Below are 26,810 nucleotides of genomic sequence, written 5' to 3' on the forward strand. Positions count from 1 at the left end.
TTCTGGCACCTCGACGGCTGGCGGCCCTCGCCCCGCTTGGCGGTCCGCCCTGTGACTTGTTGGTTCTCGTCCTTTGCTCTGCTGCAGCCCACGCAACACCGAAGTGCTCCCAGTGTTGCGGTCGCTGCAGCAGAGCAAAGGGGGTCAGGTGGATCCCCGTGGTGGCGGGTCGGCACGTGAGGGGCGGTCGCACGCTCTGTCCACAGGGTTGTCCACAGGGGTTGCCGGTGGTGTGTCCCGCTGGGCAGGGTTCGGGCATGGCTTCCGCGCTCGATCCACCGCCGACCGGGCAGACAATCGGTCGTGTCCCGATCGCCGGTCTGGTCCGGCAGGCCCGCCGGATCGCCGGGCTCGGCCAGCGGCAGATGGCCCGGTTCGCCAAGGTGGCGCCGTCGACCGTGGGCAGGGTCGAGGCCGGGGGGATGACGCCCAGTCTCCAGGTGCTCGAACGGCTGCTGGGGGCGGCGGGCCTCTACCTCGTCGTGGTGGACCAGGAGGGCCGGGTGATCCAGCCGATGGAGGACTGGGACGACACCCGCGACGGCGCCGGCCGCCGGTATCCGTCCCACCTGAAGCTCATCCTCGACCCCGAGCCTGGCGAATGGTGGGCGGACATCTACGGCCTGGCCCGGCCGCCCGAGACCTTCCACCGCTGCCCGATCGACCGGGAGGCGCGCCGCCGGCGCAGCCAGTGGGAGGTGCGGGTGGCGAAGTACCGTGGCGTGCCGCCCCCGGAGGATCCGCGGCGGTGGACGTACTGAAACGGCCCGTCGTCCAGCCGGTGAGCTGGACGACGGGCCGCCTCGGGGCGGACCGCTCAGTCGTCGTTGGCGATGGTGCCGACGGCGACCGGGTCGGCGAGCTCAAGCCCCGGCACACCCGCCACATACAGCGTGAGCTGCTCGTCCGCCTCGACCTTCCGGTCACCGCGGACGGTCACCGGGAAGGTGAGCGACGTCTGGCCGGCGGCCAGGGTCTTGCAGCCGACGTACGGGTCGTAGTCGGAGCCCGCCTGGGCGGACGTGCCGTAGGTGGTGGCGCAGATCAGCGCCGACTCGGAGAGCGGCCGGGACACCGTCACCGTGAACATCAGGGCGCTGTCGCCCTTGTCGCCCTCGGCCACCGACGCGTCCGCCACGGCCAGCGACGCCCGGGAGCGGAATCGGGCCACCTGCGGGTCGTGGTCGCTGGCGCCCCGGTCGCCGAGACCCTCGGCGTCGGTCGGGTAGTCGGCGTTGATGTGCGCCGAGCGGATCTGCACCAGGTCGTCGTGGAGCTTGTCGTTGGTGAAGAGGTTGTCCAGCGTCTGCGCCTGCCCGCTGAAGGTGTACGAATAGGCCGCCGCCGGCACGTCCGCGACCAGGTCGTCCCAGAGGTTGTGCATGCCGGCCTGGTACAGCGGGCCGAGCTGGTCCGACGGGGTCGGGTTCGCCCCGGTGGCGATCGGGTCGTCCGGGCGCGGGAAGACGTTCAGATCACCGCCGTAGATCACCCGGGCGTTCGGGTCCCCGGCGTCGATGGCCTTGACCAGCGCGGCGCCGTACGCGGCCTGCTCCCGGCGCTGCCCGACCCGGCTGTCCGGCCCCGACGAGAAGTGGTTGCTCAGCGCCCAGAGCGTGTAGTGCTCCGACGAGCCGGGCGCGGCCGCCACGGTGAACTTCCCGAGCTGCGGGGCGCGCGTGTAGACGTTCGCGCCGTCCACCCCGGTGGACCGGTCCACGTCCGCCGGCAGCACCGCGTTGAGCGCCTTCGGGTTCTGCACGTCGGCGTTGGCCGGCAGCCCCGCCGAGCGGTACTCCACCGTCGGGGTGGTGCCGAGCAGCGGGTCGGTGGCGGTCGCCTCGGCCAGCGCCAGCCGGTCGGTGCGGTAGAGGAACGCCGAGGTGATGCCCCGGGCGTCCGCGCCGGTCCGGTCGTACGCGGCGGCGTAGGCGGGACCGCCGCCGGCCGCGATGGTGAGCGCCAACTCCTGGATGGTGTCCGGCGCGCCGTCGGCGTCGTTCGTGGTCCCGCAGACCAGCTTGCCGTCGGCGACCGAGCAGATGTCCTGGTCCTCGGCCTCCTGAACGAGCACCAGGTCGGGGCTGTGCAGGGCGTTCACGATCTGCCGCGCCTCGACACCCAGCCGCTCGGTGTACGCGGCCTCGCTGGCCGGCACGTAGTCGAACGGCGGGGAGACCCCGGTGCAGCCCGGGTTGCCGGCGAAGTCGCAGCCGTCGAACGGGTCGTCCCGGTAGTCGTACAGGTTCTCCAGGTTGTAGGTGGCAACCGCGACCTCGGTGTTCCGGTTCGCCGGCTGCGGCGGGTTGTTCGCCGACGGGTCGGCGCCACCGGTGAGGGTCAGCTGCTCGGGCTGGACGCTGTACTTGCTGAACGCGTACGAGATGGCGCCGTAGGCGTCCTCGGTCAGCGTGTCGAAGGTGCGGGCCTCCGGCAGCAGCGCGCCGGAGTCACCGCCGGTCGCCTTCACCCCGCCCGCGCCCAGCAGGACCCGCTGGTTGTTGCCGTTGTCGAAGAGCTGGCCAGGAATGTCGTCCAGCGGGTGCGCGTCCCGGAACACCCGGCGGGCGTACGGGTCGGCCCGCTGCATGATCGGGTCCTCGCGGTCCACCACGTAGATCTCCGAGTCGGCCGTGGAGGCGAAGATGTGCCGCGGGGCGGAGACCCCGCTGCCCGAGCGGACCCGCATCCGGGCGCCCTCGTGCCGCTCCCAGTACAGGTCGGCGCCCGCCGCGTCGGCCGGCGGCGTCGCGTCGTCGACCCGCACGGCGGTGTCGACGTCCAGGCCGGAGTCCAGCTTGCGCACCAGCGAGGCGCTGGAGAGCTGCGTCTGGTTGAAGAACTCGGACACCCGCCCGCGCAGCACCACCTCGTCGCCGACGGTGGGCGCGTAGCCCCCGATCAGCGTGGTGAAGGAGCCCATGAAGACGAAGATGCCGTCCGAGGTGAGCGGGTCGCCGTCCTCGGTGCCCGTGCGGCTCTGCAGGTAGAAGCCGTACTGGTCGGCCCCGGCGGAGCTGCGGGTGAGCGACTTCTGGGTGATCACGCCGCGCACGTCGTACAGGCTGGAGCTGGTGCCGTTGCCGCTGGCCGGGGCGAGCGGCGATCGGTCGGTGGCGCCCTTCTCGTCGTCGCCGGTCCGGCCCTGCACCTCGCCCACCGACAGCACCGTCGTGGCCTGCACGGTGAGCGTGCAGGTGGCGGTCGTGCCGTCGGCGTCCGTCGAGGTCACGGTGACCGTGTACGAGCCGGCCGGCAGGCCGGTGGCGGTGACCGTGGCGGTGGCGGTGCCGCCGACCCCGCTCGCCGGGGTGACGGCGGTACGGCTGATCGAGCCGGTCGCCGGGCTCGGGCTGACGGCGGTGACCGCGAGGTCGGTGACCGTGTCGTCGGCGTCGGTGGCGGTCACCTCGCGGGTCGCGGTGGCGCCCGCCTCGACGGTCAGCGTGCCGCCGCAGGTGAGCTTGGCCGGCTGGTCGACCGGGCCGCCGCCGTCGACGGAGTGGCTGCCCAGGCCGTCGAAGGTGTCGGTGGCGAAGCCGGCCCACTGGACGGCCGGGTCGAAGGCGTCCGACGGGTCGGTGTCCCCGGCGGTCACCGTGGGCAGCCGGCGCAGCGTGTTGTCGGCGGTGCTGATCACCCCGGTGCCCCACTCGGTGCCCGGGTCGACGCCGACCTGGCCGATCGAGTCGACCACGGCGCCGCCCTTGCGCAGCACGATCGCGTCGTCGCCGTTGTACAGCGAGCCGCCGTACGTCTGGTCGGCCTGGGCGAGGATCGCCGGCGCGGCCGAGGAGGCGGCGAAGACGAAGACGTCGCCGGCGGCCACCGTGCCGCTCAGGGCGACGTTCGTCGACGTGGTGGCGCCGTTGAAGTAGAGCTGGAGCTGGTATCCGGCGGCGGTCAGGTCGACCGGGGCGCCGGTGCCGTTGTAGAGCTCGATCGCCTTGTTGTTGGACAGGCCCTCGACGTACTCGGAGATGAACAGGTCGGTGGGCGCGGCGCTGGCCGCGGGGGGTGCGACGCCGATGGCCGTGATCGAGACGGCGGCGGTGGTCGCGAGCGCGGCTATTGTGCGGCGCGGGCGCATGAGGCCTCCACGATGGGCGGACGGGAACTAACGCACGTTAAGGGGCTTTCCTGTCCGGCGTCCATCCCCCGGCAGGCCGTTTGATGAATATCCGTCACGGGTGGGCGTCGAGGCGGTGCACCAGCTCGGCGACGTCCACGCCGTACTCGCACCAGTCCCGGTCGGGCCGGTAGCCCAGCTCGGCGTTCACCTTCAGCATCGCCTCGTTGGCCTGGGCGTTCCAGGTCTGCACCTCGGCCAGCTCCGGCTCGGCCGAGCGCAGTTCCAGCAGCATCCGCGCCTTGATCGCCCGGTCGATGCCGTAGCCCCGGTGGTCCTGCACCACGATCGTGTCGTACTGGTCGGCGCGGGTCGGGTGCTGGGCCGGCACGACCACCTCGGTCAGCCCGGCCACCTCCCCGCTCTGCTCGTGGATGGCCAGCACGATGTACGGCTTCATGCCACGCCGGTGCAGCGTGTCCAGGCTGTCCCGGAGCCGCTCCGGGTCGTACGAGCTGGGACGCAGCTCGCCGTCGTCGACGTCGCGCACCTCCGCCTTGGCCCGCGCGTACGCCTCGATCACGTCGTCGGGCGGGCCGCCCGGGCAGAACTCCAGGTGGTAGCCCGCCCCGATGCCGGTGGCCATCTCCGCCAGCGCCGGCCAGTCCACCGCGCCCAGGTCGAGCACGCTGCGGGTCTCGACGTACTCCCGGGCGAAGCCGAGCGACTCGTAGAAGGCCACCGCCGGGGTGTCCCCGACGACCTCGACGCCGATCGATCCGAAGCCCTCGTCCCGGATCCGGCGGGCGGCCAGCTTGACCAGGGTGCGGCCCAGCCCGGTGCGCCGGACCGACGGGTGCACCAGCACCTCCAGCACCCCGATCCCGCCGAGGAGCAGCACCTGGACCTGCCCGAGGATCCGCCCCGGGTTGCCGTCGGCGGCCGGTTCCTCCTGGGCGACCCAGGAGATCCGCCGTTCACCGGGCATCACCTCGGAGAGGTATTCCCGCAGGGAACTCTCCCGCCAGGGCGGATCCTGCGGGAGGTCGGCCGTGAGGACCGCGTTCAGCGTGTCCAGCAGCGACGCGATCTCGGCGGACGACGCGGTCCTGGGGTCCCACTCGCGCACCATCACCCGTCTAGCTTGCCGTCAACGGCTGCTGGGGGGAAGTGCCCAGTTCTCCAATGTATGCGAACGATCACCTTACGTACGGCTGAGCCGTCCGTACTCGTTCGCCCGGTCGAACACGCTCTGGGCGTACCGGCGCACGTCGTTGTAGGAGAGGATGGCGCCCCACCAGTCGCCCGGGATGGTCATGTTCCGGCCGCCCTTGCAGAGGTAGTTGCCGGCAGCGAGGGCGGCGTCGTCGATGTCGTGCGGGTCCCGGCGGCCGTCGTTGTCCGCGTCCGCGCCGATCTCCTGCCAGGTGCTGGGGATGAACTGCATCGGGCCGAGCGCCCGGTCGTAGACGGTGTCGTGGTCGAGCTGACCCCGGTCGGTGTCGAGGATCCGGGACCGGCCGCCCTGCCCGTCCAGCGGGTCGCCGACGATCTCCGGCTCGGCCCGGCCGGTCGACTCGAGGGTGGCGGAGTTGGCCGACCCGTGCCGGGACTCGACGTACCCGATCGCGGCGAGGGTGGTCCAGCTGAGCTGGCAGCTGCGGTGCGTCTCGGCCAGCACCAACTCGGCGTAGCCGTACGCCTGCATCGCCACAGCCGGGATCTCGGTCCGCGCGCTCATCTGCTGCGCCCACGCGGCCAGCGCGTCCGCCGGCCGGCCGGTGGACGCCGGACCGACGACCGGCCCGGTGGGCCGCCCCCCGCCGGGCAGCGTTCCCGTCGGCAGGGGAGTGCCGGGCAGTCCGGTGGCGCCGGGCAGACCCGGCAGTACGGCGGTGCCGGTCGGCCCGGGCAGCGCACCCCCCTCGGGTACGCCGGTGGCGGAGACGCTCGCGGTGGCGTCCACGGCCACCGGGCGGGACGTCCGGGTCGCCTGCGGCACCAGCAGCGCGCCCGCTGCCGCGGTCGCCCCGACCAGGGCGAGCAGGAACACCCCGGGCAGGGTGGCCCGCCCGCTCGGACGGCGGGACCAGGCCCGGGTGGCCCGGGCCGCGCCGACCGCGAGCTGCCGGGGCGGCGGCACCCGCACCGCGTGCGCGAACGGCACCCGCCGACGCCCACTGGCGGCGGCAGCCTGGCCGGCGTCCGGTTCGTCCGCCTTCGGTTCGTCCGCCTTCGGTCCGTCGGCCTCCGGCTTGTCGGCCTTGGCGCCGCCGGCCGTCGGCTCGACCTCGCCGGCCGTCGGCGTGCGGTCGACGGGTGGCGCATCCGCCGCCCTGGCCTCGCCCTCGGCGGGCTTCGGCACGGCGGGCTCCGGCGCGGCGCCGGCGGGCTCCGGCGGCGCGCCGGCGGGGGCCGGCTGCGTGGACCTCAGCCAGGGGCGCCGGGGGCGGGGGACCAGTGTGGACTCCGTTGCGGTCCCGGGGTCGTCAGGCGGTGCGGCCGGTCGCAGGGGCCGAACCCTCGATGTGTCCTCGCCGTCCACCACCCGTCGAGTATCACCCATGTCCGCCCGGGCGTCAGGCCCGGTCGTACCCTGGTGGCATGCCCCGGTACGAGTTCCGCTGCCGCGCCTGCGGCGGCACCTTCGAGGTCAACCGGCCGATGGCCGAGGCCGGCCAGCCCGCGTCCTGCCCCCAGGGGCACGCCGACACGGTGCGGCTGCTGTCCACCGTGGCGGTCACCGGTCGGGGTGGCGCCCGCCCGGCCGGTGGGTCGTCCGCCCCCGGCGGCGGTGGCTGCTGCGGCGGTGGCTGCGGCTGCTGACGGCGGCCCCGCCTCGTCCCGCCGGCCGACCCGTACCTTGCCGGTGACCGGATCCGGTGGCACCTTGGGTCGGAATGCGGCCAACCGTTCTCACGATGCGTGACGGGGTGACCATAGGGCAGCATGAAGCCGACGTCAGGGGCGGAGGTTCCACGCATGTCGCCACGGATCCACCTCCCGAGCGGATGGGTGACCTTCGTGTTCACCGACATCGAGGGCTCGACCCGGCTGGCCCAGCTGCTCGGTGCGGGCTACCGCCCGGTGCTGCGGGAACACCGCCGGCTGCTGCGCCACACGCTGGCCGGCACGGACGGCGCGGAGCTGCTGACCGAGGGGGACTCGTTCTTCCTCGCCTTCGCGGACGCGGCCGCCGCGCTCACCGCCTGCCTGACCGCCCAGCGGGCGCTGGCCAGTCACGACTGGCCCACCCCGGAGGCCGCGCCCCGGGTCCGGATGGGCCTGCACACCGGCTACGCCGAACCCCGGGACGGCGAGTACGCCAGCCCGGAGGTGCACCGCGCCGCCCGGGTGGCCGCCGCCGCGCACGGCGGGCAGGTGCTCTGCTCGGCGGCGACCGCCCGGCGCGCCGACCCGCTGCCGGCCGGGGCGTCCCTGCTGGACCTCGGGCTGCACCGACTGCGCGGCTTCGACGACCGGGAGCGGCTGTTCCAACTGCTCGCGCCGGGGCTGGAGCGGCGGTTCCCGCGACCGCGCACCGCCGACGCGGCGGCGCACAACCTGCCGACCCAGATCACCTCGTTCGTCGGCCGCGAGCTGGAACGGGCCGAACTGAGGCGGCTGGTCGAGACGTACCGGCTGGTGACCGTGCTCGGCGCGGGCGGCGCCGGCAAGACGCGGCTGGCGGTGGAGCTGGCCTCCGGGGTCGTGGAGTCCTACCCGGACGGAGTCTGGTTCGTCGACGTCGCCGCGGTGACCGACCCGGGGCTGGTGGCGTTCGAGATCGCCGCCGTGCTCGGGCTCCGCCCGGAGCCGGGCCGGCCCATGGTGGACACCCTGGTCGAGTACGCGGCCGCCCGCCGGATGCTGGTCGTGCTGGACACCTGCGACGCCCAGCCGGCGGCCTCGGCCGAGGTGATCTCCCGGCTGCTGGCCGGCGGGCGCGGCGTCCGGGTGCTCGCCACCAGCCGGGAGTCGTTCGGCGTGCCCGGCGAGGCGGTGTGGCGGATCCCGCCGCTCTCGGTGGACCCGCGGCCGGACGGGTCGGAGAGCGACGCGGTGGCGCTGCTGCTGGACCGGACGGCGGCGGCCCGGGGCGGCCGGCCGCCCGACCCGGCCGAGCAGGCCGACCTGCGCCGGGTGGTGCGGCGGCTGGACGGGCTGCCGCTCGCCATCGAGCTGGCCGCCGCGCGGCTGCGGGTGCTCTCCGCAGGTCAGCTCGCCGAGCGCCTGGACGACATGCTGGGCACCCTGGACGCCGGCCGGGAGGAGCCCGAGCCGCCGCCGGCCGAGGCGGGCTGGTCGGGCAACCAGCAGGACACCGTGGACCTGGTGGCCGCGGCGGCGGGGATCAGCCCGCCCACCCCGGCGACCCGGGCGGTGCAGCGGTCGGCCAGCGAGCGGCACCTGACCATGCAGGCCACCGTCACCTGGTCGTACCGGACGCTCGGCGCGCGCTCGGCGCGGCTGTTGCGCTGGCTGGCGGTCTTCGCCGGCCCGGTGGACCTGCCGGCCGTCCAGTGGCTGCTCGACGACGACCCGCTCGACCCGCTCTCTGTGCTGGTGGACAAGTCGATGGTGCTGGCCGAGCCGCACGCCTCCGGCAGCACCTACCGGATGCTCGACCCGATCCGGGCGTACGCGGCGCGGCGGCTGGTCGAGGCGGGCGAGGAGCAGTCCGCCCGGGACCGGCACGTCGCCTGGTCGCGGCACGCGTTGCAGCGGGCGCACCTCGGGCCGGACGGCCGGCCGGTCACCCTCTCCCTCTACGCGTTGGACCCGCTCGCCGGGGAGCTGCGGGCCGCGCTGCGCTGGTGCGCCACCGGCGGCAGCGCCCGTTCCGGGTTGGGCCTGGCCGGCGGGCTGGACCAGTGGTGGCGGGAGCGGGGGCTGGCCCGGGAGGGGCGGCTCTGGCTGTTCCGGCTGTACGGCCGGATCGCCGAGACCGGCGAGGTGATCCCGGAGGCGGAGCTGGCGGCGGCGTACCACATGCACTCGCTGCACGCCGGCGCGGACGGTGAGTTCGCCGAGGAGCTGCGCTACTCGCAGCGGGCGGAGGCCGCCGCCCGGCAGGCGGGCGACCTGGGCCTGCTCGCCCGGGTCCTGGCGGGCCGGGCGGCGCCGCTGGTCGACATGGGACAGTTCGCGGAGGCCGAGCGGGTCTGCCGCGAGGTGATCGAGTGGGCGCACGAGCAGGACGTGGTCTCCGACGCGCTGCTCGCCATCTACAACCTCGCCGAGCTGCTCTGGCGGCGGGGCGCGCTGGAGGAGGCGGCTGAGCTGCTCGGCGCGGCCCGCCCGGTGGAGGCGGCCCGCCCGGCCGAGCGGGGCCGCCGCTCGGTGGACATGCTGCTCGGCATGGTGGCGCTGGCGCGCGGGGATCTGGTCGCGGCGCACGAGCATCTGCTGGTGGCGCTCCGCTCCCGGATGAGCCACGGTTACCTCAATCGGGCCTGTGACACGCTGCACGCGATCGCGGTGCGCTGCGCGCTGGGCGGTGAGCCGGTGACCGCGGCCCGGCTCTTCGGGGCGGCGCAGGCGACCCGGGCGAACCTGCGGGCCATCCCGGGCATCTACGGCCCGTACTGGTTGGACCGGCAGGCGCAGCTGCGCCGGGTGCTCGGCGACGGGGCCTTCGACGCCGCGTACGGCGAGGGCGGCGAGCTGGGGCTGGAGGAGGCGGCGGCGCTGGCGCTCGGCGTGGAGCATCCCGACCTGGCGGTGGACTCGCCCCGGTTCGGCGAGCCCGGCGCCGCGCTGGCCGGGCGCGGAGTGGTCGACCCCGACCCGGGCGGTGAGGCCCCGGCGCCCCGCCTGCCCACGGCCGCCCCCGACCCCCGTCCCGCCCCCCGCCATCCCGCCTGACCGCCCACCCCCTTGTTGCGTTGGTCAAGAGGTTCGCGTCGGAAGCCAGCTCGACCCGGACGCGAACCTCTTGATCGACAAGAGCGGGTGGGTGGGTCAGGAACGGGTGGCGGCGCGGTGTTCGGCGTCGGCCTTCATCCGGGCGGCGCGGTCGATGTCGGACTGCCGCACGGCGGCGACCGAGCCGAAGACGTTGACCGCCTCGTAGTAGGTCCAGGCCAGGCTGTAGCAGGCCGGCCGGACCACGACGTTGTACGTGGCGCAGACCCGCTTCAGGTCGGCGTAGAAGGCGCTGTCCAGGCGGGACTTGTTGGCGGAGAACCGGCCCATCGCCTTGTAGTTGCGGTAGCCGAAGTCGTGCCGGTAGCAGGAGAGGCTGAAGTTGAAGCCGAGCGGGTTGTCCGGGCTGGAGGAGCAGTAGTCGGTCGACCAGTCGAAGGCGTACTCCGACCAGGCGGCCTTGTTCAGACGGCCGGCGTTCCAGGCGTTGTAGCTGGTGGCGCTGGTCTGGGTCCAGCTGGAGAGCAGCGAGAGCTTCTGCTCGGTGCTCACCGCGGCGGACGCGGGGGAGGCCACGCCCAGCGCGGTGAGCAGCGCGAACGTGCCGGAGATGAGGACGGTGGCGAGGCGTCTGGACACGGTTACCTCCGCGGGGTGTGCGGTACGGCGGTTACCGGCGGGTCACCGGATGTCGATCAGTGTCGATCGACGGCGGAACGTCGCGCGATGCTCGGCGCGAACTGTTGGTGACATACGTCCAAACAGACCAATGCCCCGGACGCCGGGGGCGTCCGGGGCATTCCGTCCGACGGGTCAGCGTACGAAGCGCGGCGGGCTGGCCGGCCCCTCGTTCCAGACCCGGTCCAGCGCGGTCACGTGGTACGTGTAGCGCTGGCCCGCCTCGGCGGTGGTGTCCACCCAGGACTGCACGTCGCCCGCGTCGCCTCGCACGGTGGCGACCAGGTGCGACGCGTCGGCGAAGTCGCAGCGGTCGGCGATGCCGGTCCCGTCGAACCGGTAGATCGCGTACGAGGTGGCGGCGCCGAGCGGGCCGGCATCGTCCGCCGGCTGCCGCCAGGTGAGGTGGACCCCGTCGGCCTGCCGCTCGGCGCCGGTGATCACCGGGGCGAGCAGCGGCTGCGCCGGCAGCTGCGCCATGGCCGGCACCAGCGCCGGGCGGGAGTAGTGCTCGGCGGCGTAGATGTCGGTGGCCCCGAGCCGGTTCGCCCGCACCTGCACCGCGGAGAAGTGCACGTTGCCGAGCACCTCCGGGTACGACCGGTTGAGCGTCAGGTGGTCCGACAGCTCCCGCGGGTTCTGCCAGAACGGCCCGTACGCCGGCTCACCGCTCTTGTAGTCGGCCTGTCCGATGTAGAGCTGCACCCGGGTGCCGCGCACGGTCTCCGCCCACCACGGCACCAGCCGGGCGTAGTCGGCGGCCGGGTACTGGCCGATGTACCAGTAGAGCTGCGGCACCACGTAGTCGATCCACTCCTCCTTGACCCACTTGCGGGTGTCGGCGGAGATGATGTCGTACGACTGCGAGCCGGTGGTGTCCGAGCCGTTCGGGTCGGCGGACTTGTTGCGCCAGATGCCGAACGGGCTGACGCCGAACTTCACCCACGGCTTGGCCGCCTTGATCTTGGCGTTCATCTCCTGGATCAGCAGGTTGATGTTGTCCCGCCGCCAGTCGGCCCGGTCGGTGAAGCCGCGGTTGTACTGGGCGAAGGTGGCGTCGTCCGGCACCTGGTACGTGCCGCTCGGGTAGGGGTAGAAGTAGTCGTCGAAGTGCACGCCGTCGATGTCGTACCGGTTGACCGCGTCCATCATCGCGGTCTGGACGAACTCGCGGACCTCCGGGATGCCGGGGTTGTAGTAGAGCCGGCTGCCGGCCACCCCGGCCGGCGGGTAGGCGAAGACCCAGTCCGGGTGCTGCCGGGCCGGGTGGTTCGGTGCGAGCTTCGCCAGGTCGGCGCCGGCCCCGCCGGGCGCCGGCATGGAGACGCGGTACGGGTTGAGCCAGGCGTGGAACTCCAGGTTCCGCTTGTGCGACTCCGCCACCAGGAAGGCCAGCGGGTCCCAGCCCGGGTCCTGGCCGCGCACCCCGGTCAGGTACTCCGACCAGGGCTCGTACGGCGACGGCCAGAACGCGTCGGCGGTCGGGCGGACCTGGACCACGACGGCGTTGTGGTTGAGCTTCTGGGCCAGGTCGAGCCAGCCCAGGTACTCCGCCTTCTGCTTGGCGACCTGGTCGGGCGCGGTCTGGGACGCCTTGCTGGGCCAGTCGATGTTCGTCACCGACGCGATCCACATCGCCCGGAACTGACGCTTGGGTGTGGCCGGGTCGGTGGTGCAGGTGGTCAACGGGTCGGTCGCCGCGTCGCTTTCCGCGGCGCTCGCGGGCGTGGCGGCGACGAGCGCGCCGAGCAGCGCCACGGCCAGCCCGGCGGCTCTGAGCCGAGTTGCCTTCATGCGGTGCGTCCCTTCTTGGGCTCCCGGGGCAGATGTCGGTCGACGACGGACGCCGGGCGCATCCGGCAAGAAGCGCCGCACTTTATCTGTCGTCGGTAGGAAACTTTCACCATTCCCCGGACGGCGCAAGACCTCCGGACGGATCGACGCGCAGGTCGGGCCGAACGTGCGACCCGTGAGCCGGCCCACACCGCCGAACGTGGTCTTCCCGACACGCACCGTCATGGTTCCTGCGCCGCAAGCGCCCCGACCTGGAGCGGCCGTTCAAGGTGCCGTTCTCCCCGGTGCTGCCGATCGTCTCGGCGCTGGCCTGCCTCTACCTGATGCTCAACCTGTCGGTGGAGACCTGGCTCCGGTTCCTGGCCTGGATGCTGCTCGGCGGGATCATCTACTTCGGCTACGGCCACCGGCGCAACCGGCTGGCCCGGCGCGAGGCCGCCCAGTCTCCTCCCGAGCGCGCCGTCGTGTGAGCTGTGGGATTGAGGTCCCGGTCAGGGCCTCGGCTGAGGGGCGGCGGTGGGGCCCTTGACGACCGGCTTGCCGTTCTCCCAGACCACCTCGTCGAGCCAGACCTGGCGGCCGGGGTCGGTGCTGCCCTCCTGGCCGGGCGGCCAGGCGTGGTAGAGCAGCCAGGTCCGGCCGTCCTTCGCCACGATCGAGGCGTGGCCGGGGCCGGAGGCGACCGCGTTGGTCTTCAGGATGGGGTTCTCGGGCGCCTTCACGCACGGGCCGGTCGGCGAGTCGCAGACCGCGTAGCCCTCGGCGTACGTGTCCCTGTCGTAGGCGTTGGCGGCGAAGAAGAGGTACAGCTGCCCGTCGTGCCGATGGAAGAACGGCCCCTCGATCAGGGTGCCCTCCCACGGCTCCGTCTGCTTGAGCAGCTTCGCCGGCTCGCCGACCAGGCGCAGCCCGTCGGCGCTCAGCCGCTGCGACCAGAGCCAGGTGTCCACCCCGATCGCGTTGCCGTCGTTCTTCCACAGCAGCCACAGGCTGCCGTCGGCGTCCCGGTACGGGCTGGCGTCGATCGACCCGCCCAGCTCCGCCTGGCAGACCAGCGCGGCGGTCGAGTCGTCCCGGTACGGCCCCAGCGGCCGGTCCGCGACCGCCCGGCCGACGCACTGCCGGCCCGACGCCCGGTCGGCGACGGTGTAGTAGAGCACGAACCGGTCGGGGGCGAGCTGGATCACCTCGGGCGCCCAGGTCTTCCCGGCGTCGGCCCAGCCGGGCAACTCCGGCAGGGCGTCCCCCGCCTCGCTCCACTCCACCAGGTCGGGGGAGGTGAGCACCGGGACGTTCCGGCCGCCGCTGTTGGTGTGGAACAGGTACCAGGTGTCGGCCACCCGGATCGCCTGCGGATCGGGGGCGTCGGTCCGGACCACCGGGTTGGTGAACATGCGCGTCTGGTCTCCCGTACCCGAAGGGGCTGGTGTGCTGCCGCAACCGGCGACGAGCAGCGCGGCGGCCAGGGCCGCCGCGCCGCGTCGCCGGGTCCTGCCGGAGATCATCCCTTCAGGCCGCTGCGGGAGACGCCCTGGATGACGTGGCGCTGCGCGAGCACGAAGAGGATCAGCACCGGCACGCTGGCCAGCATCGCCCCGGCCATGATCACCGGATAGTCGGTCACGTAGGCGCCCTGGAGCAGGCCCAGGCCCGCCGGCAGGGTCAGCCGCTCCGGGCTGAACAGCACGTAGACCGGCCAGAGGAAGTCGTTCCAGTTGGTCAGGAACGACAGCACCGCCAGGGTCGCCAGCGCCGGCTTCGACAGCGGCAGCAGCACCCGGGTGAAGACCTGCCAGTGGTTCGCGCCGTCCAGCACCGCGGCCTCCTCCAGCTCCCGGGGGATGGAGAGGAAGAACTGCCGGAGGAAGAACACCCCGAACGCGCTCGCCGCCCCCGGCACCACCACCACGGTCAGCGTGTCGATCCAGCCCAGCCGCTCGGCGATCACGAAGTTCGGGATGATCAGCGAGGTGGGCGGCAGGAACAGCGTGCCCACGATCAGCGCGAAGCTCAGCCGCCGGCCGTGGAACCGCAGCCGGGCCAGGGCGTACGCGGCCATCGACGCGGTGACCAGCACCAGCAGCGTGTGCAGGGTGGCCGCCAGCATGCTGTTGACGAACCAGCGCAGCACCGGGTTCGCGGTGTTGTTGATGATCGCGTCGTAGCCGTACGTGGAGAACGGGTTCGGCAGCCAGCTCGGCGGGTCCTGCTGCGCGTCGGCGTACGTCTTCAGCGAGGTGAGCAGCATCCAGACCACCGGGGTCACGAAGACCGCGGTGATCAGCAGCAGCACGGCGTAGCGCACGCCGCGGCGCAGACTCGTCATCGTCGCCCCCTCAGTCTTCCCGGTACCGGAACAGCCGGAAGTTGACGATGCTGACCACCGCCAGCATCAGCGCGAAGAGCACGCTCATCGCGGCCGCCCGGCCCGCGTCGTAGTCGCGCAGCCCCTCGTCCACGATCCGCCAGACCACCGTCCGGGTCTGCTCGCCCGGCGCGCCCTGGGTGATCAGGAACGCCTGCCCGAAGACGTTCGCCGAGGCGAGGATCGTGGTGGTCAGCACGAAGAGCAGCACCGGGCGCAGGCCGGGGAGCGTGACGTGCCGGAACCGGTCCCAGCCGTTCGCGCCGTCGACCCGCGCCGCCTCGTACAGCTCCGCCGGGATGTCCTGGAGGCCGGCCAGGTAGATCACCGCGTTGAAGCCGCAGGTCCACCAGACCGTCACCCCCACCAGCGACACCCAGGCCCACGGCACGTCCGTCACCCACGGGGTGTCCGAGGGCAGGCCGACCGCCCCGAGCAGCCGGTTGACCAGGCCCAGGTTCGCGTCGAGCAGGAAGCGCCAGAGCAGGCCGATCACCGCGACGCCCAGCACGTACGGGGCGAAGAACGCCGCCCGGAAGAACGTCCGTCCGGGGAACGACCGGTTCAGCAGCAGCGCCAACCCCAGCGGTACGACCACCAGCAGCGGCACCGACAGGACGGTGAAGATCGCGGTGGCCCGGACGCTGGACCACCAGTCCCCGTAGATCGCCGAGTCGCTGGAGAACAGGTCGCGGTAGTTGCCCAGCCCGATGAACGGCCGGTTCGGCAGCTGGAGGTCCCACTGGTGCAGGCTGATCCACACCCCGAAGAGGATCGGCGTCAGCCCGAAGACGCCGAACAGGACCAGGTACGGCGCGAGGAAGAGGTACGGGGTGGCCCGGTGCCCCCGCTCGGTGGCGCCCCGCCGGCGGAGCCGGCCGCCCGCCGGGGGCGGCGCGTCACCGCGCGCCGCCCCGACCTCGATCACGTCCGCCACGGCGGATCAGCTCCCGTACTTCTTGCGGTTGTCCTCGAGCTGCTTGTTCGCCTTGGCCACCCCGTCGTCCAGCGCCTGCTTCGGCGACTTCTTGCCCAGCGCCGCCTCGTTGAAGGCGTTGTAGAAGGTGGTCATCACCTCGCCGAGGCCCGGGGTGGCCGGCGGGAAGGCCGCGTACTCCAGCTCCGGGGCGAGCGCGTTGACCTCGGTCAGGGCCTTGAACTCGGCGCTCTCCCGGACCGCCTTGCGGGCCGGCACCTGGCCGCCCTTGGCCCAGTCCAGCGAGTGCTGGCTGAGCCAGTTGATGAACACCTTCGCCCCGGCGACCTTGTTGTTGTCCGCGCTGCGCTGCTTGACGATGGTGAAGTTGTGCGAGTTGGCCCAGGCCGCCGGCTGGCTGCCGATCTGCGGCAGCGGAGCGACGCCCCACTGCACGGTCGGGGTCTTCTTCAGGTCGTTGATCTGCCAGATGCCGTTGAAGTTGAACGCGTTCTTCCCGCTCTTGAAGGCGAGGTAGTCGGCGTCCTGGCCGACGTTGGCCGGCGAGTACCCCTGCTTGATCATGTCGACCAGCCAGGTACACGCCTCGACCGCCGGGTCGGAGTTGAAGGTGGCCTTCGCGACCTCGCCGTCGAAGAGCGTGCCGCCCCACTGGTGCAACAGGGAGTAGAAGGTCATCCCGCCGGTGAACTGGAACGGGCTCACCCAGAAGCCCTGCACGCCGGACTTCTTCAGCTCGGCCAGCGCGGCGGTGTACTCGTCCTTCGTGGCCGGCGGCTTGTTCGGGTCGAGGCCGGCCTTCTGCATGACGCCCTTGTTGTAGTAGAAGCCGAGGGGGTGCATGTCCAGCGGGATGCCGTACCGCTTGTCGTGGTACAGGCCGCCCTTCCACACCGTGGGGGCGAAGTCGCCCTCGCTCAGCTCCAGCGCCTTGGCCACGTCGTCCAGTTCGGTGATCACGCCGCGGGCGGCGAAGGTGGCGAGCTGGTCCATGTGCATGACCGCGATGTCCGGGCCGTTGCCGCTGGAGACGGCCCCCGGCAGCTTGCTGTAGTAGTCCTGCCACTCGTACGTGACGACGCTGACCGCGACGTTCTGGTGCTCGGTGTTGAACTGCTCGACCAGCTTCTTGAAGATGTCGCCGTCGCCGCCGGTGAACCCGTTCCACAGCTTCAGGTCGACCTTCGGGCCGGTGTAGTCCTTGCCGCCGTTCCCGGCGGCGGTCGAACCGCCGGTGCTGCTGCCACCGCCGCAGCCGGCCAGGGTCAGCGTGGCCGCGGCGCCGAGGCCGACGCCGAGGCCGAGCAGGCGGCGCCGGCTCATCTCGTTGATGATCATGCGGTACTCCTTGGGGGACGGGATGAAGTATTGCCTGGTCAGGGCTGAGGGGCGAAGCGCAGCAGGTTCCAGGAGCAGGCGGGCAGCGCAACGGTGCACCGGCCGCCGTCGGAGGTGGGGGTGGTGAGCTCCCGAGGCGTCACCCGCTCGGGCTCGGCCTCGGTGTTCGTGGCCGCCGGCGCGGAACCGGCGGCGAGGGTGAGGTGCTGCTCGGGGCGCAGGCCGGGCAGGCCGCGCAGGTCGAGGTCGAGCGGGAGGTCCGCGTCGCCCCGGTTGACCGCGAAGACGGCCAGGGCGCCGGTCTCCTCGTCGTGCACGGCGACGGTGTCCAGCACCGGCACGTCGCCGTACTTCTTGGTCTCGTAGCGGGGGGAGACCGGTTCGGTACGCAGCACGGTGCCCCGGGCGTACCGGGCGGTGAGGGCGAACGGGTGGAAGATGCTCTGCCGCCAGGCGGGACCGCCGGTGCGGGTGCGGATCGGGGCGATGACGTTGGCGAGCTGGGCCTGGCAGGCCACCCCGACCCGGTCGGCGTGCCGGAGCAGGGTGATCAGCAGGTCGCCGACCACCACCGCGTCGAGGGCGGTGAAGTCGTCCTCGATCAGCGCCGGTGCCTCGACCCAGCCGCGCCGGTCCAGGTCGGCCTGGAGGCGGGACTGGTACCAGACGTTCCACTCGTCGAAGGAGATCTTGAGCTTCCGCTTGTGCCGCTGCCGGGCGGCCACGTGGTCGGCGGTGGCGACCACGTCGGTGATGAAGTTGTCCATGTCGACCGCGGAGGCCAGGATGCTGGCCCGGTCGCCGTCGGACGGGTCGTAGTAGGTGTGCGCGGAGATGTAGTCGACGTGCTCGTAGGTGTGCTCCAGCACGGTCGCCTCCCAGGAGGCGAAGGTGGACATCGTCCGGTTGGAGCTGCCGCAGGCCACCAGGCTGATCGACGGGTCGATCATCTTCATGGCCCGGGCGGTCTCGGCGGCCAGCCGGCCGTACTCGTCGGCGGTCTTGTGGCCGACCTGCCACGGGCCGTCCAGCTCGTTGCCCAGGCACCAGAGCCGCACCCCGTACGGCTCCTCGGCGCCGTGCTTGCGGCGCAGGTCGGACAGCTGCGTACCGCCCGGGTGGTTGGTGTACTCCAGCAGGTCGCAGGCCTCCTGGACGCCCCGGGTGCCGAGGTTGACCGCCATCATCGGCTCCACGCCGGCCTCGGTAGCCCAGGTCATGAACTCGTCGAGCCCGAACGCGTTGGTCTCGATCGTCTTCCAGGCCAGGTCCAGTCGGCGGGGCCGGTCGCCGACCGGGCCGACGCCGTCCTCCCAGCGATAGCCGGAGACGAAGTTGCCGCCGGGGTAGCGGACCACCGAGACGCCCAGCTCGCGGGTGAGCTGGAGCACGTCGCCGCGGAGGCCGCGGGAGTCGGCGGTGGCGTGCCCCGGCTCGTAGATTCCGCCGTACACGCAGCGCCCCATGTGCTCGACGAAGGAACCGAAGAGCCGGCGGTCGGCCGGTCCGATCGAGAAGGCCGGGTCGATCGTCAGCTGTGCGCTCCGCAAGGGGTGCCACCTTTCCTCGTTACCGGTGCCCGGGTGACCGCGGTCACTCCGTACCACAGGTTTCTACAACGTTGTAAGCAACGTTGTAAAGGGGTCTGGACGCGGTACAGTGCCGGCAGTACCCGACACCGGGAGGGTTGGCAGTGCGGCACAGGCTCAAGGACGTCGCCGAGCGAGCCGGCGTGTCGGTGAAGACGGTCTCCAACGTGGTCAACGGCTACCTGCACGTCCGCCCGGACACTCGGGCCCGGGTCGAGGAGGCGATCGCCGAACTCAACTACCGACCCAACCTGTCCGCGCGCAACCTGCGCAAGGGGCGGACCGGAGTGATCGCGCTGGCCGTCCCGGAGCTGGACATCCCGTACTTCGCCGAACTGGCCCGGCACGTCGTCTCCGCCGCCGCCGAGCACGGCTGGACGGTGCTGATCGACCAGACCGGGGGCGGCCCGGAGCAGGAGCGCAAGGTCGCCAGCGGGATCGGCGACCACATGATCGACGGCCTGATCTTCAGCCCGCTGGCACTCACCGCCGACGACCTCACCGGCCTCGACGGCATGCCGATGGTGCTGCTCGGCGAGCGGGTCGACCACGGCCCGGCCGACCACGTCGTGGTCGACAACGTGGCCGCCGCGCGGGAGGTCACCGCCCACCTGATCGGGCTCGGCCGGCGCCGGATCGCCGCCATCGGCTCGCAGCGCACCCCGGAGGGGGCCAGCGCCCGGCTCCGCCTGGCCGGCTACACCGCGGCCCTGGCCGAGGCCGGCATCGGGTACGACGAGAAGCTGGTGGCGCCCGCACCGGCCTGGCACCGCGCGGACGGCGCCGCCGCCATGCGGGAGCTGCTCTCCTCCGGCGTACGCCCCGACGCCGTCTTCTGCTTCAACGACACCCTCGCCCTCGGCGCCCTGCGCGCCCTGCACGAGGCGGGGCTGCGGGTGCCCGACGACGTCGCGGTGGCCGGCTTCGACGACATCGAGGACGGCCGGTTCTCCATCCCCACCCTCACCACCGTCGCCCCGGACAAGGAACGCATCGCCCGGCTCGCGGTGGAGCTGCTGGCCGGTCGCCTCGACGGTGACCGGGAGGCGCCGCCCCGGGAACTCACCGCCCCCCACCGGCTGGCCACCCGCGAGAGCACCACCGGCCGCCCCTGAGACCGATCCTCCGAAGGTCGGCGGTCAGTCGAAGAAGCGGGCCAGGTGGGTCTTGGCGGGCGCCGGGTCGTCCAGGCCCAGCGGGGTCAGGTCGGCGAAGATCGAGGCGCCGTCGCAGCCAGAGTGCAGCGGATACCAGCGCGGGGTGCCCGGCGGGCGCTGACCGCAGATGCCCTTGATGGTCTGCACGTCCAGCAGCCGGACGTGGGTCGGGTCGGCGACCGCGTTCACGTGCCGCCACCACGGGCTCATCACGTGCAGCACGCCGCCCGGCCGGAGCACCCGGTGGCACTCGTCCAGCAGCGGCAGGAAGTCGATCAGGTGCTCCAGGATGTGCACCGCGAAGAAGACGTCCACCGAGTCGTCGGCCAGCGGCAGCGAACCGGAGAGGTCGGCCACCGCGTTCACCCCGGGCGCGGGGTAGATGTCCAACCCCAGGTTGCCCGGCCACTGCTTGGTCGCCCCGCAGCCCAGGTCCACCACCACCGGGGCGCGGCCGGCCACGCGTACCTTGCACCAGACGCCGAGCACCCCGGCGAGCCGGCCGACCAGGTCGCGGACCAGCCGCAGCTCGGCCGGGTCGGCGACCTCGCCGGTCAGGTGCGCGACGCCCCGGTCGAAGCGCACCTCGACCGCCAGCGGACGGAGCCGGTCGTCGTGCCGGGCCAGATCCGCCCACGCCTCGGTGAGGAATCCGTCGACCGTCCGCAGCCGCTCGGCCGAGGGCGCGGACTGGGCCATCGCGACCATGAGCCACCTCCGGGCCGCCCGTTACCCGCATCCCCGCCCGTTATGCCTCGATCATGCAGATCCGCCCCGCCGAACGCCGTCGATCCCACGGCCCGGGCCGGCTCGTCGCACCCGGACGCTCTCGGCGCGCCAACGAATCGGCTTACCGTGTTGCCCCAGCGGCGACCTCTCCGGTGAGCGATATGCCGGTCAGGCACACTTATGACTCTCAGGCATATCGCTCGCCGGGTAACTGCCCGCCGTAGCGGGACACGCCGGGCCGCCCCGGCCCCGGCCCCGGCCCCGGCCCCGGCCCCGGCCCCGGCCCCGGCCCCGGCCCCGGCCCCGGCCCGCATGGTCCGGCCGGGCTGCGCCGGGGCGGCACAGGTCAGCCGGAGATCGTCCGGCGGGCGGTCCGGCCCGCGCCGCGGATCCGCTGCCGGGGCGGTGGAGTGGTCGTCCGGGGCCGCTTCAGGTGGTAACGATGCAGCTCGTTGTTGCCGGGCAGGGACGGGTCCTCGCTCATCGCGACCAGCTCCCAGCCCTGATCACCGGCCCGGTTCAGGTGGGCCAGCGCGGTGTCGCCGTACGGGGTGACGTCGACCATGGAGCCGTCCGGGCCGTACCAGATGAAGACGACCTCCCACCCGATGTCGGTGGTGGCCGCCTGGCGGCGGCGGACCAGCAGCGCGTACTCCCACTTGAGCATGGCGTCATTGTCACCCCGCGCGCGCCCGCCGGCACGGATCAATCCTCGGCGATCCGTCCGGCGTCCACCCGCAGCCGTCGGTTGACGCTCACCGCGTCCAGCATCCGCCGGTCGTGGGTGACCAGCAGCAGGGTGCCCGGGTAGTTCTCCAGCGCCGACTCCAACTGCTCGATCGCCGGCAGGTCCAGGTGGTTCGTCGGCTCGTCCAGCACCAGCAGGTTGACCCCGCGCCCCTGGAGCAGGGCCAGCGCCGCACGGGTCCGCTCGCCCGGGGAGAGGGTCGCCGCCGGGCGCAGCACGTGCGCCGCGCGCAGGCCGAACTTGGCCAGCAGCGTCCGCACCTCCGCGGGCGTCAGCTCCGGTGCGGCGGCGCCGAAGGCGTCCAGCAGGGGCTGGTCGCCCAGGAAGAGCCCACGCGCCTGGTCGACCTCGCCGACCACCACCCCGGGACCGAGCGCGGCGTGCCCCTCGTCCAGCGGCAGCCGGCCCAGCAGTGCGGCGAGCAGCGTGCTCTTGCCGGAGCCGTTCGCCCCGGTGATCGCCACCCGGTCCGCCCAGTCGATCTGGAGATCCACCGGGCCGAGGGTGAAGCCGCCCCGGCGTACCACGGCTCCGCGCAGCGCGGCCACGACGGCGCCGGCGCGGGGCGCGGCGGCGATCTCCATCCGCAGGTCCCACTCCTTGCGGGGCTCCTCGACCGCCTCCAGCCGCTCGATCAGCCGCTCGGTCTGCTTGGCCTTCGCCGCCTGCTTCTCGGTCGCCTCGGCGCGGAACTTGCGGCCGATCTTGTCGTTGTCGGTGGCCTTGCGCCGGGCGTTCTTCACGCCCTTCTCCATCCAGGCCCGCTGGGTGCGGGCCCGGGCCTCCAGCGCGGCCCGGGTGTCGGCGTACTCCTCGTAGTCGGAGCGGGCGTGCCGGCGGGCCACCTCCCGCTCCTCCAGGTACGCCGCGTAGCCCCCGCCGTAGTGCCGGACCTGCTGCTGGACCAGGTCCAGTTCGAGCACCCGGGTCACCGTCCGGGTCAGGAACTCGCGGTCGTGGCTGACCAGCACGGTGCCCGTGCGCAGCCCGCCGACGAACCGCTCCAGCCGGTCCAGCCCGGCCAGGTCGAGGTCGTTGGTGGGCTCGTCGAGCAGGAAGACGTCGTACCGGCTGAGCAGCAGGGAGGCCAGCCCGGCCCGGGCCGCCTGCCCGCCGGAGAGACCGGTCATCGGGTGCTCCAGGTCCACGGTCAGCCCCAGCTCCGCGGCGACCTGCTCCGCGCGTTCCTCCAGGTCCGCGCCGCCCAGGCCGAGCCAGCGCTCCAGGGCCTCCGCGTACGCGTCGTCGGCGCCGTCCGCGCCGGCGGTGAGCGCCTCGGTGGCGGCGTCGAGCGCCACCTGCGCGGCGGTGACGCCGGTGCGCCGGGCCAGGAAGTCGCGGACGGTCTCGCCCGGCCGGCGCTCCGGCTCCTGCGGCAGGTAGCCGACGGTGGCGCTGGGCGGGTTCAGCGAGACGCTGCCCAGCTCCACCGGCTGCAGCCCGGCGAGGGTACGCAGCAGGGTCGACTTGCCCGCCCCGTTCACCCCGACCAGCCCGACCACGTCGCCGGGGGCGACCACCAGTTCCAGGTCGGAGAAGAGCAGCCGGTCACCGTGCCCGGCAGCGAGGTCCTTGACGATCAACGTGGCGCTCATGAGGAGGTCGAGCCTACCGGGGTGGCGGCCGGCGGCCGATCCGATGACCCGCGCTCCGCCGGCCACCGGGCTGAGGAAGACTCACGGGCGTGGTGACCACTCTGGCGATCGACTGTGGCGGGGGCGGGATCAAGGCGTCGGTGCTGGACGCCGCCGGGACGATGCGCGCCCGGCCGCTGCGGGTGCCCACGCCGTACCCGTTGCCGCCGTCGCTGTTCGTCAAGACCCTGCTGGATCTGGGCGCCCGGCTGCCCGCGGCGGACCGGGTGACCGTCGGCATGCCGGGGATGATCCGCCACGGCGTGGTGGTGGCCACCCCGCACTACGTGACCCGGTCCGGGCCGCGCAGCAAGGTTGACCCGGACCTGGTCGCCGAGTGGTCCGGCTACGACGTGCGCACCGCGCTCGCCGAGGCGTTCGGGATCCCGGCGCTGGCGCTCAACGACGCCGAGGTGCACGGCGCGGGCGTGGTCGCCGGGACCGGCTGCGAGCTGGTGCTGACCCTCGGCACCGGGCTGGGCAGCGCCCTCTTCGACGGCGGGGTGCTCGCCCCGCACCTGGAGCTGTCGCACGCCCCGGTGCGCTGGGGCACCACCTACGACACGTACGTGGGGGAGCCGGAGCGCCGCCGGCTCGGCGACGCGTTCTGGTCCCGCCGGATCCGGCAGGTGGTCGACGGCCTGCGCCCGGTGTTCCGCTGGGACCGGCTCTACCTGGGCGGGGGGAACTCGCGCCTGATCCGCCCGGAACAACTGGTCCGGATGGGCGATGACGTGGTGGTCGTCCCGAACACGGCCGGAATCGTCGGCGGTGTCCGGGCCTGGGACCTGATGGGCGACCGGTACGACCCGACGCCCTGACGCAACTTCCGCGAACGGAACACTCGCGGTACGGCCGGTGTTGTGTCAGCGTCGGACAAAGGGCGGCGCGACACGAGGAGGTGGGACGAATGGATCTTCTGGCGGACTACCGGCGGGCGACCATGTTCTTCGAAACGGGTGACCCGGCCGGGGCGGCCCGGCTGCTCGAGCCGATCGTCGAGGCGGAACCCGGCAACTCCTCGGTGCGGCAGCTGCTGGCCCGGGCGTACTTCCAGTCGGCCCAGCTCAACCGGGCCGAGGAGCACCTGCGCGAGCTGGTCGACCGGGACCCGAGCGACCACTACGCGCACCACGTGCTGGGCCGCACGCTGGAGCGGATGAACCGGTACGCCGACGCGCTGCGGCACCTGCGCATCGCGGCGGCCATGTACTCGACCAACACCGACTACACGACGGCGCTGCGCCGGGTGGAGAGTCGGGTCAGCGGCGGCCGCTGACGGCACACGCGTACGGACGGGGCAGCCCTGGTGGCTGCCCTGTTGCGTGTCCGCCGCGCCTACGATTGCGGAGTGAAGCTCAAGCTCGATCTCCACGACATCTTCAACAAGGGCCAGGACATCGACCGCGCGCTGCGCGGGATCATGGACGAGGCGGTCGCGAAGAAGGCCACCCTCGTGGAGATCATCCCCGGCAAGGGCTCCGGCCAGCTCAAGAAGCGGGTGCTGCGCTTCCTCGACCAGAAGGACGTCAAGCAGCTCTACCACCGCGTCGAGAAGGACTCGAAGAACTTCGGCCGCCTCTTCGTCCACTTCCGTTGGAAGTAGGAGCCCCGGCTACCCGACCTTGCGCGCTACCGCCGAGGTAGCTCCTGAGCTGCGGAAACGCCTTTCGTCGGCTTCCGGCATCTTCCGCCGTTACTCGCGCTCGGTTGTGCCGGATCTGTGCCCGATGATCATGAGGCTGTCGAGCCTACGCAGCCGGCCGGTGGTCGAGCAGCGCCACCGGGCTGACCTGGAGCGCACTGTAAATCCGTCGCGAAAGCTTCAGAGGTTCGCATCCTCTACCCGCCACCAGGTGCGAGAACGGCCCTTGACCAGCAGAAATGCGGTTGAGGGCCGATCTTGTCTGGTCCCGCTGAGTCCAGCCGTTACCCGCCGTCGCTCACGGTCCGGGGGCGAATCGGGGGGAGGGGATCGGGACGCGTGGCCCATGGGCCGGGAAAGGTGGCTACACCTGTAGACCATCCCGTAGACGTGACGCCCGGTCGGCCAGTGGGTCGGCCCGGCGCCTTTTTTGCTCGCTGACTTTCCTCAACACGCCGATGTGGTGGTGGACAGGCTGTACAGCCTCGATCAATTGGTCGCGGACTCTAGTCAGGATCCGGAACGGATGTTTGCAGCGGTTGTGCGCCTCGCCCAGGGTCGACTCGAAACGCTCGATCGTGCCTCACGTCTGGCCGGAGAGGACTGGCGTGATCTTCTGGTCGGAGCTGACGTCGGTAACGAAGACTGCCCCGCCCGCCTCTCCGCTTGGCTCGACGCTCCGGCGCCAGCCGGTGACAGCGCCCGTCGTGGCCGTCGGACCCCTCGCTTGTAAGCTCTGTGCCCCCGTGTGCCTGCGTCCCGGACCGTATCCCCGCCTCGGCCAACCGTCCATGTGGTGCCGGCCGTGGTCGTCCTCGTCCCGGCACGTTGCTGTCACCGTTGCTGTCGAGGCAGCAAAGCGGCCCAGCAGAGGCCCACAAGGCCCATCGCAGAGAAGGTCTCACCGAGCCCCCATGACGAGGGCGCTCCCCGGAATGGATGGTCGCCTACCCAGATCTCAAGCGGGAGCACCGCCAAGCCGAAGGCCAGGAACCAGGTACTCAACCCAGTGACCTGCTTCGCAGTCGGTCGGCCGTCCGTGTTGGTCATACCGTCAGGGAAGCACGCTTGCTTGCTGCCGGTCATCCCCGGTTCCCTGCTCCGACGGTCATCCGTTCGTAGGGCCGCGCTCGGCGCACCAGCGGAACTTGCCCCATAGCTGCTCCCGGGGTGTCTGAGGCTGCCATGGTTACTCGCTGGTCGACAACGTTTGATGGTGTCTTGTGCCCCCCTCTGTGCCCTACGCGGCCGAGACGTCTCTCGACGTTGTGGACCAGAATTCGCGAGTCATCTACAGTCGGCCGGTGGACGCCGGCGCCATCATCGAGTTTGCTCTGGTGGTCTTCGCAGGCCCTACCTTCCTCTTCCTCCTTGCCGTTCTCACGGCCTGGTGGAAGCAGAAGGACTGAACCACGATGCGCTGCGCATCCGAGCTGCCCGCGACCTCTCGTTTGTAAGCTCTGTGCGGATCGTCCGGCACTGTCTGTCCGCGTTCCCGACCTGGGGCGACTGTCCGCACGCTTCCGCCGACGGACGCCCTCGTCCAATCCGGTTGCTGTCGCCGTTGCTGTCGACAGTTGGCTTGTCACCCGATCCAGGCTGTCGTTCCAACTCCATGATCCGTTGATGCGCCCTGAAGGCGCTCGCCCGCTGCTGCTTGTCGCTGGCGGTGATCAAGACGAGAAGAGCGTCGAGCCCTTGGTCTTCTACGTAGCACCGAGGATGGAGGAGGTCCGGTGCGCTTGTACGGAGGTCCTCCACGAACGGCTGCCACATGTAGCTCCATGCGTTGTCCCGCCGGAACCGGAGCACCGCCGGCCCACGTGGGTCGACGTCGCTGGAGCAGAGTGGGCATGTCAGCACAGATCGATCATCGCCTGCTGTCCTGCCTCAGAACCAGAGCAAAAGACGACCCCCGTCGGGGGGAGCCTGGTCCGCGTTGTCGGCCAGTGTCAGCGGGTGTTGTTCCCTGTGGTCCTGCCCTCGGTGTCTGCCGGCCGCGACCGTCGCCGTCGATCGCGCACCATGGCGTTCGCTGACTTCCTGCTGACTCGTGGGGTATTGGGCCCGACGGCGCGTCGCGGTGTTTCCACCGCCGAGCTTCCGATTTTCAGATCCAGGCAACCGGACCTGTGCCTGCTTGCCTCATGAGTAGGCGGCCGATGCGCGTCCTGTCTGGCGGTCCCAGTGAGGGGTCGTTGTCGTCGGTCGAGGCCCTCCTCTTCTCCTCGTCCTGTCGAGGTCGGCCGGAGACGCAGC

Annotated in this window: 19 protein-coding genes and 2 pseudogenes; 8 read left to right on the forward strand and 13 right to left on the reverse strand. The window is 72.2% G+C overall.

The window, feature by feature from the left end; genetic code table 11:
* Positions 1-257 precede the first annotated feature (257 nt).
* Positions 258-761, forward strand: coding sequence for a helix-turn-helix transcriptional regulator (locus tag ACFOYX_RS18985; protein WP_322439097.1), 504 nt, complete (start codon positions 258-260; stop codon positions 759-761).
* A gap of 56 nt (positions 762-817) precedes the next feature.
* Here the strand turns inward: ACFOYX_RS18985 and ACFOYX_RS18990 are convergent, their stop codons facing one another.
* From ACFOYX_RS18990 to ACFOYX_RS19000, 3 genes are all read right to left on the reverse strand, one after another.
* Complete coding sequence (locus tag ACFOYX_RS18990) at positions 818-4,090, reverse strand: lamin tail domain-containing protein (protein WP_322439096.1); 3,273 nt, start codon at positions 4,088-4,090, stop codon at positions 818-820.
* Between the two features lie 94 nt (positions 4,091-4,184).
* Positions 4,185-5,201 (reverse strand): GNAT family N-acetyltransferase, encoded by a 1,017-nt coding sequence (locus ACFOYX_RS18995; RefSeq protein ID WP_322439131.1) that lies wholly within the window; start codon positions 5,199-5,201, stop codon positions 4,185-4,187.
* Between the two features lie 72 nt (positions 5,202-5,273).
* Positions 5,274-6,617, reverse strand: a complete 1,344-nt coding sequence (locus tag ACFOYX_RS19000; protein ID WP_322439095.1) for a lytic murein transglycosylase — start codon at positions 6,615-6,617, stop codon at positions 5,274-5,276.
* 56 nt (positions 6,618-6,673) lie between these two features.
* On the opposite strand from ACFOYX_RS19000, the gene ACFOYX_RS19005 reads away from it, so the two are divergent.
* Both ACFOYX_RS19005 and ACFOYX_RS19010 read left to right on the forward strand, forming a co-directional pair.
* Positions 6,674-6,895, forward strand: coding sequence for a zinc ribbon domain-containing protein (locus tag ACFOYX_RS19005; protein ID WP_322439094.1), 222 nt, complete (start codon positions 6,674-6,676; stop codon positions 6,893-6,895).
* 156 nt (positions 6,896-7,051) lie between these two features.
* A pseudogene (locus ACFOYX_RS19010) lies at positions 7,052-9,811 on the forward strand (ATP-binding protein); the annotation flags it as partial.
* 222 nt (positions 9,812-10,033) lie between these two features.
* On the opposite strand, the gene ACFOYX_RS19015 reads toward ACFOYX_RS19010, so the two are convergent.
* Positions 10,034-10,576 (reverse strand): phospholipase, encoded by a 543-nt coding sequence (locus ACFOYX_RS19015; RefSeq protein ID WP_322439093.1) that lies wholly within the window; start codon positions 10,574-10,576, stop codon positions 10,034-10,036.
* A 174-nt stretch (positions 10,577-10,750) separates the two neighbouring features.
* Positions 10,751-12,409 carry a family 10 glycosylhydrolase gene (locus tag ACFOYX_RS19020; RefSeq protein ID WP_322439092.1) on the reverse strand — a complete coding sequence of 553 codons (1,659 nt, stop codon included), beginning with the start codon at positions 12,407-12,409 and terminating at the stop codon, positions 10,751-10,753.
* Between the two features lie 269 nt (positions 12,410-12,678).
* On the opposite strand from ACFOYX_RS19020, the gene ACFOYX_RS19025 reads away from it, so the two are divergent.
* Positions 12,679-12,879 (forward strand): amino acid permease C-terminal domain-containing protein, encoded by a 201-nt coding sequence (locus ACFOYX_RS19025; RefSeq protein WP_322439091.1) that lies wholly within the window; start codon positions 12,679-12,681, stop codon positions 12,877-12,879.
* 21 nt (positions 12,880-12,900) lie between these two features.
* Here the strand turns inward: ACFOYX_RS19025 and ACFOYX_RS19030 are convergent, their stop codons facing one another.
* Genes ACFOYX_RS19030 through ACFOYX_RS19050 form a run of 5 tightly spaced genes read right to left on the reverse strand, consistent with a single transcriptional unit; the run spans position 12,901 to position 18,599 of the window.
* Positions 12,901-13,914, reverse strand: coding sequence for a glycoside hydrolase family 43 protein (locus tag ACFOYX_RS19030; RefSeq protein WP_322439090.1), 1,014 nt, complete (start codon positions 13,912-13,914; stop codon positions 12,901-12,903).
* Positions 13,911-14,735 (reverse strand): carbohydrate ABC transporter permease, encoded by an 825-nt coding sequence (locus ACFOYX_RS19035; protein ID WP_238453755.1) that lies wholly within the window; start codon positions 14,733-14,735, stop codon positions 13,911-13,913. The genes ACFOYX_RS19030 and ACFOYX_RS19035 overlap by 4 nt, the downstream gene beginning before the upstream one ends.
* 10 nt (positions 14,736-14,745) lie before the next feature.
* The gene (locus ACFOYX_RS19040) at positions 14,746-15,711 is read right to left on the reverse strand and encodes a sugar ABC transporter permease (protein WP_322439089.1); all 966 of its coding nucleotides are present in this window, start codon (positions 15,709-15,711) and stop codon (positions 14,746-14,748) included.
* A gap of 6 nt (positions 15,712-15,717) precedes the next feature.
* The gene (locus ACFOYX_RS19045) at positions 15,718-17,049 is read right to left on the reverse strand and encodes an ABC transporter substrate-binding protein (RefSeq protein WP_322439088.1); all 1,332 of its coding nucleotides are present in this window, start codon (positions 17,047-17,049) and stop codon (positions 15,718-15,720) included.
* 38 nt (positions 17,050-17,087) lie between these two features.
* Positions 17,088-18,599 (reverse strand): alpha-N-arabinofuranosidase, encoded by a 1,512-nt coding sequence (locus ACFOYX_RS19050; protein ID WP_322439087.1) that lies wholly within the window; start codon positions 18,597-18,599, stop codon positions 17,088-17,090.
* Positions 18,600-18,742: 143 nt separating this feature from the next.
* On the opposite strand from ACFOYX_RS19050, the gene ACFOYX_RS19055 reads away from it, so the two are divergent.
* Positions 18,743-19,753, forward strand: a complete 1,011-nt coding sequence (locus tag ACFOYX_RS19055) for a LacI family DNA-binding transcriptional regulator (protein WP_322439086.1) — start codon at positions 18,743-18,745, stop codon at positions 19,751-19,753.
* Positions 19,754-19,777: 24 nt separating this feature from the next.
* Here ACFOYX_RS19055 and ACFOYX_RS19060 read toward each other — a convergent pair whose 3' ends face one another.
* From ACFOYX_RS19060 to ACFOYX_RS19070, 3 genes and pseudogenes are all read right to left on the reverse strand, one after another.
* Entirely contained in the window at positions 19,778-20,503 is a 726-nt protein-coding gene (locus ACFOYX_RS19060; protein ID WP_322439085.1) for a methyltransferase domain-containing protein, read from the reverse strand.
* 442 nt (positions 20,504-20,945) lie between these two features.
* Positions 20,946-21,191, reverse strand: a pseudogene (locus ACFOYX_RS19065) (hypothetical protein); the annotation flags it as partial.
* Positions 21,192-21,229: 38 nt separating this feature from the next.
* The gene (locus ACFOYX_RS19070; RefSeq protein ID WP_322439084.1) at positions 21,230-22,867 is read right to left on the reverse strand and encodes an ABC-F family ATP-binding cassette domain-containing protein; all 1,638 of its coding nucleotides are present in this window, start codon (positions 22,865-22,867) and stop codon (positions 21,230-21,232) included.
* 89 nt (positions 22,868-22,956) lie between these two features.
* Here ACFOYX_RS19070 and ACFOYX_RS19075 point away from each other — a divergent pair, with 89 nt between their 5' ends.
* The 3 genes from ACFOYX_RS19075 (at position 22,957) to ACFOYX_RS19085 (ending at position 24,512) form a co-directional block, all read left to right on the forward strand.
* The gene (locus ACFOYX_RS19075; protein WP_109804005.1) at positions 22,957-23,727 is read left to right on the forward strand and encodes an ROK family protein; all 771 of its coding nucleotides are present in this window, start codon (positions 22,957-22,959) and stop codon (positions 23,725-23,727) included.
* Between the two features lie 89 nt (positions 23,728-23,816).
* Positions 23,817-24,185, forward strand: a complete 369-nt coding sequence (locus ACFOYX_RS19080) for a M48 family metallopeptidase (protein WP_109804006.1) — start codon at positions 23,817-23,819, stop codon at positions 24,183-24,185.
* A 72-nt stretch (positions 24,186-24,257) separates the two neighbouring features.
* Positions 24,258-24,512, forward strand: a complete 255-nt coding sequence (locus tag ACFOYX_RS19085; RefSeq protein ID WP_088987488.1) for a Smr/MutS family protein — start codon at positions 24,258-24,260, stop codon at positions 24,510-24,512.
* The last annotated feature ends 2,298 nt before the right edge of the window (positions 24,513-26,810 follow it).

The sequence above is a fragment of the Micromonospora sp. GCM10011541 genome (assembly GCF_042650725.1).
In the GTDB taxonomy this organism is placed as follows: Bacteria; Actinomycetota; Actinomycetes; order Mycobacteriales; family Micromonosporaceae; genus Micromonospora; species Micromonospora sicca.

Excerpts from the sequence above, each read along its gene's own strand:
- ACFOYX_RS18985 (WP_322439097.1), top strand. The coding sequence starts at position 258 with ATGGCTTCCGCGCTCGATCCACCGCCGACCGGGCAGACAATCGGTCGT.
- ACFOYX_RS18990 (WP_322439096.1), bottom strand. The coding sequence starts at position 4,090 with ATGCGCCCGCGCCGCACAATAGCCGCGCTCGCGACCACCGCCGCCGTC.
- ACFOYX_RS18995 (WP_322439131.1), bottom strand. The coding sequence starts at position 5,201 with ATGGTGCGCGAGTGGGACCCCAGGACCGCGTCGTCCGCCGAGATCGCG.
- ACFOYX_RS19005 (WP_322439094.1), top strand. The coding sequence starts at position 6,674 with ATGCCCCGGTACGAGTTCCGCTGCCGCGCCTGCGGCGGCACCTTCGAG.
- ACFOYX_RS19020 (WP_322439092.1), bottom strand. The coding sequence starts at position 12,409 with ATGAAGGCAACTCGGCTCAGAGCCGCCGGGCTGGCCGTGGCGCTGCTC.
- ACFOYX_RS19030 (WP_322439090.1), bottom strand. The coding sequence starts at position 13,914 with ATGATCTCCGGCAGGACCCGGCGACGCGGCGCGGCGGCCCTGGCCGCC.
- ACFOYX_RS19035 (WP_238453755.1), bottom strand. The coding sequence starts at position 14,735 with ATGACGAGTCTGCGCCGCGGCGTGCGCTACGCCGTGCTGCTGCTGATC.
- ACFOYX_RS19045 (WP_322439088.1), bottom strand. The coding sequence starts at position 17,049 with ATGATCATCAACGAGATGAGCCGGCGCCGCCTGCTCGGCCTCGGCGTC.
- ACFOYX_RS19060 (WP_322439085.1), bottom strand. The coding sequence starts at position 20,503 with ATGGTCGCGATGGCCCAGTCCGCGCCCTCGGCCGAGCGGCTGCGGACG.
- ACFOYX_RS19070 (WP_322439084.1), bottom strand. The coding sequence starts at position 22,867 with ATGAGCGCCACGTTGATCGTCAAGGACCTCGCTGCCGGGCACGGTGAC.
- ACFOYX_RS19080 (WP_109804006.1), top strand. The coding sequence starts at position 23,817 with ATGGATCTTCTGGCGGACTACCGGCGGGCGACCATGTTCTTCGAAACG.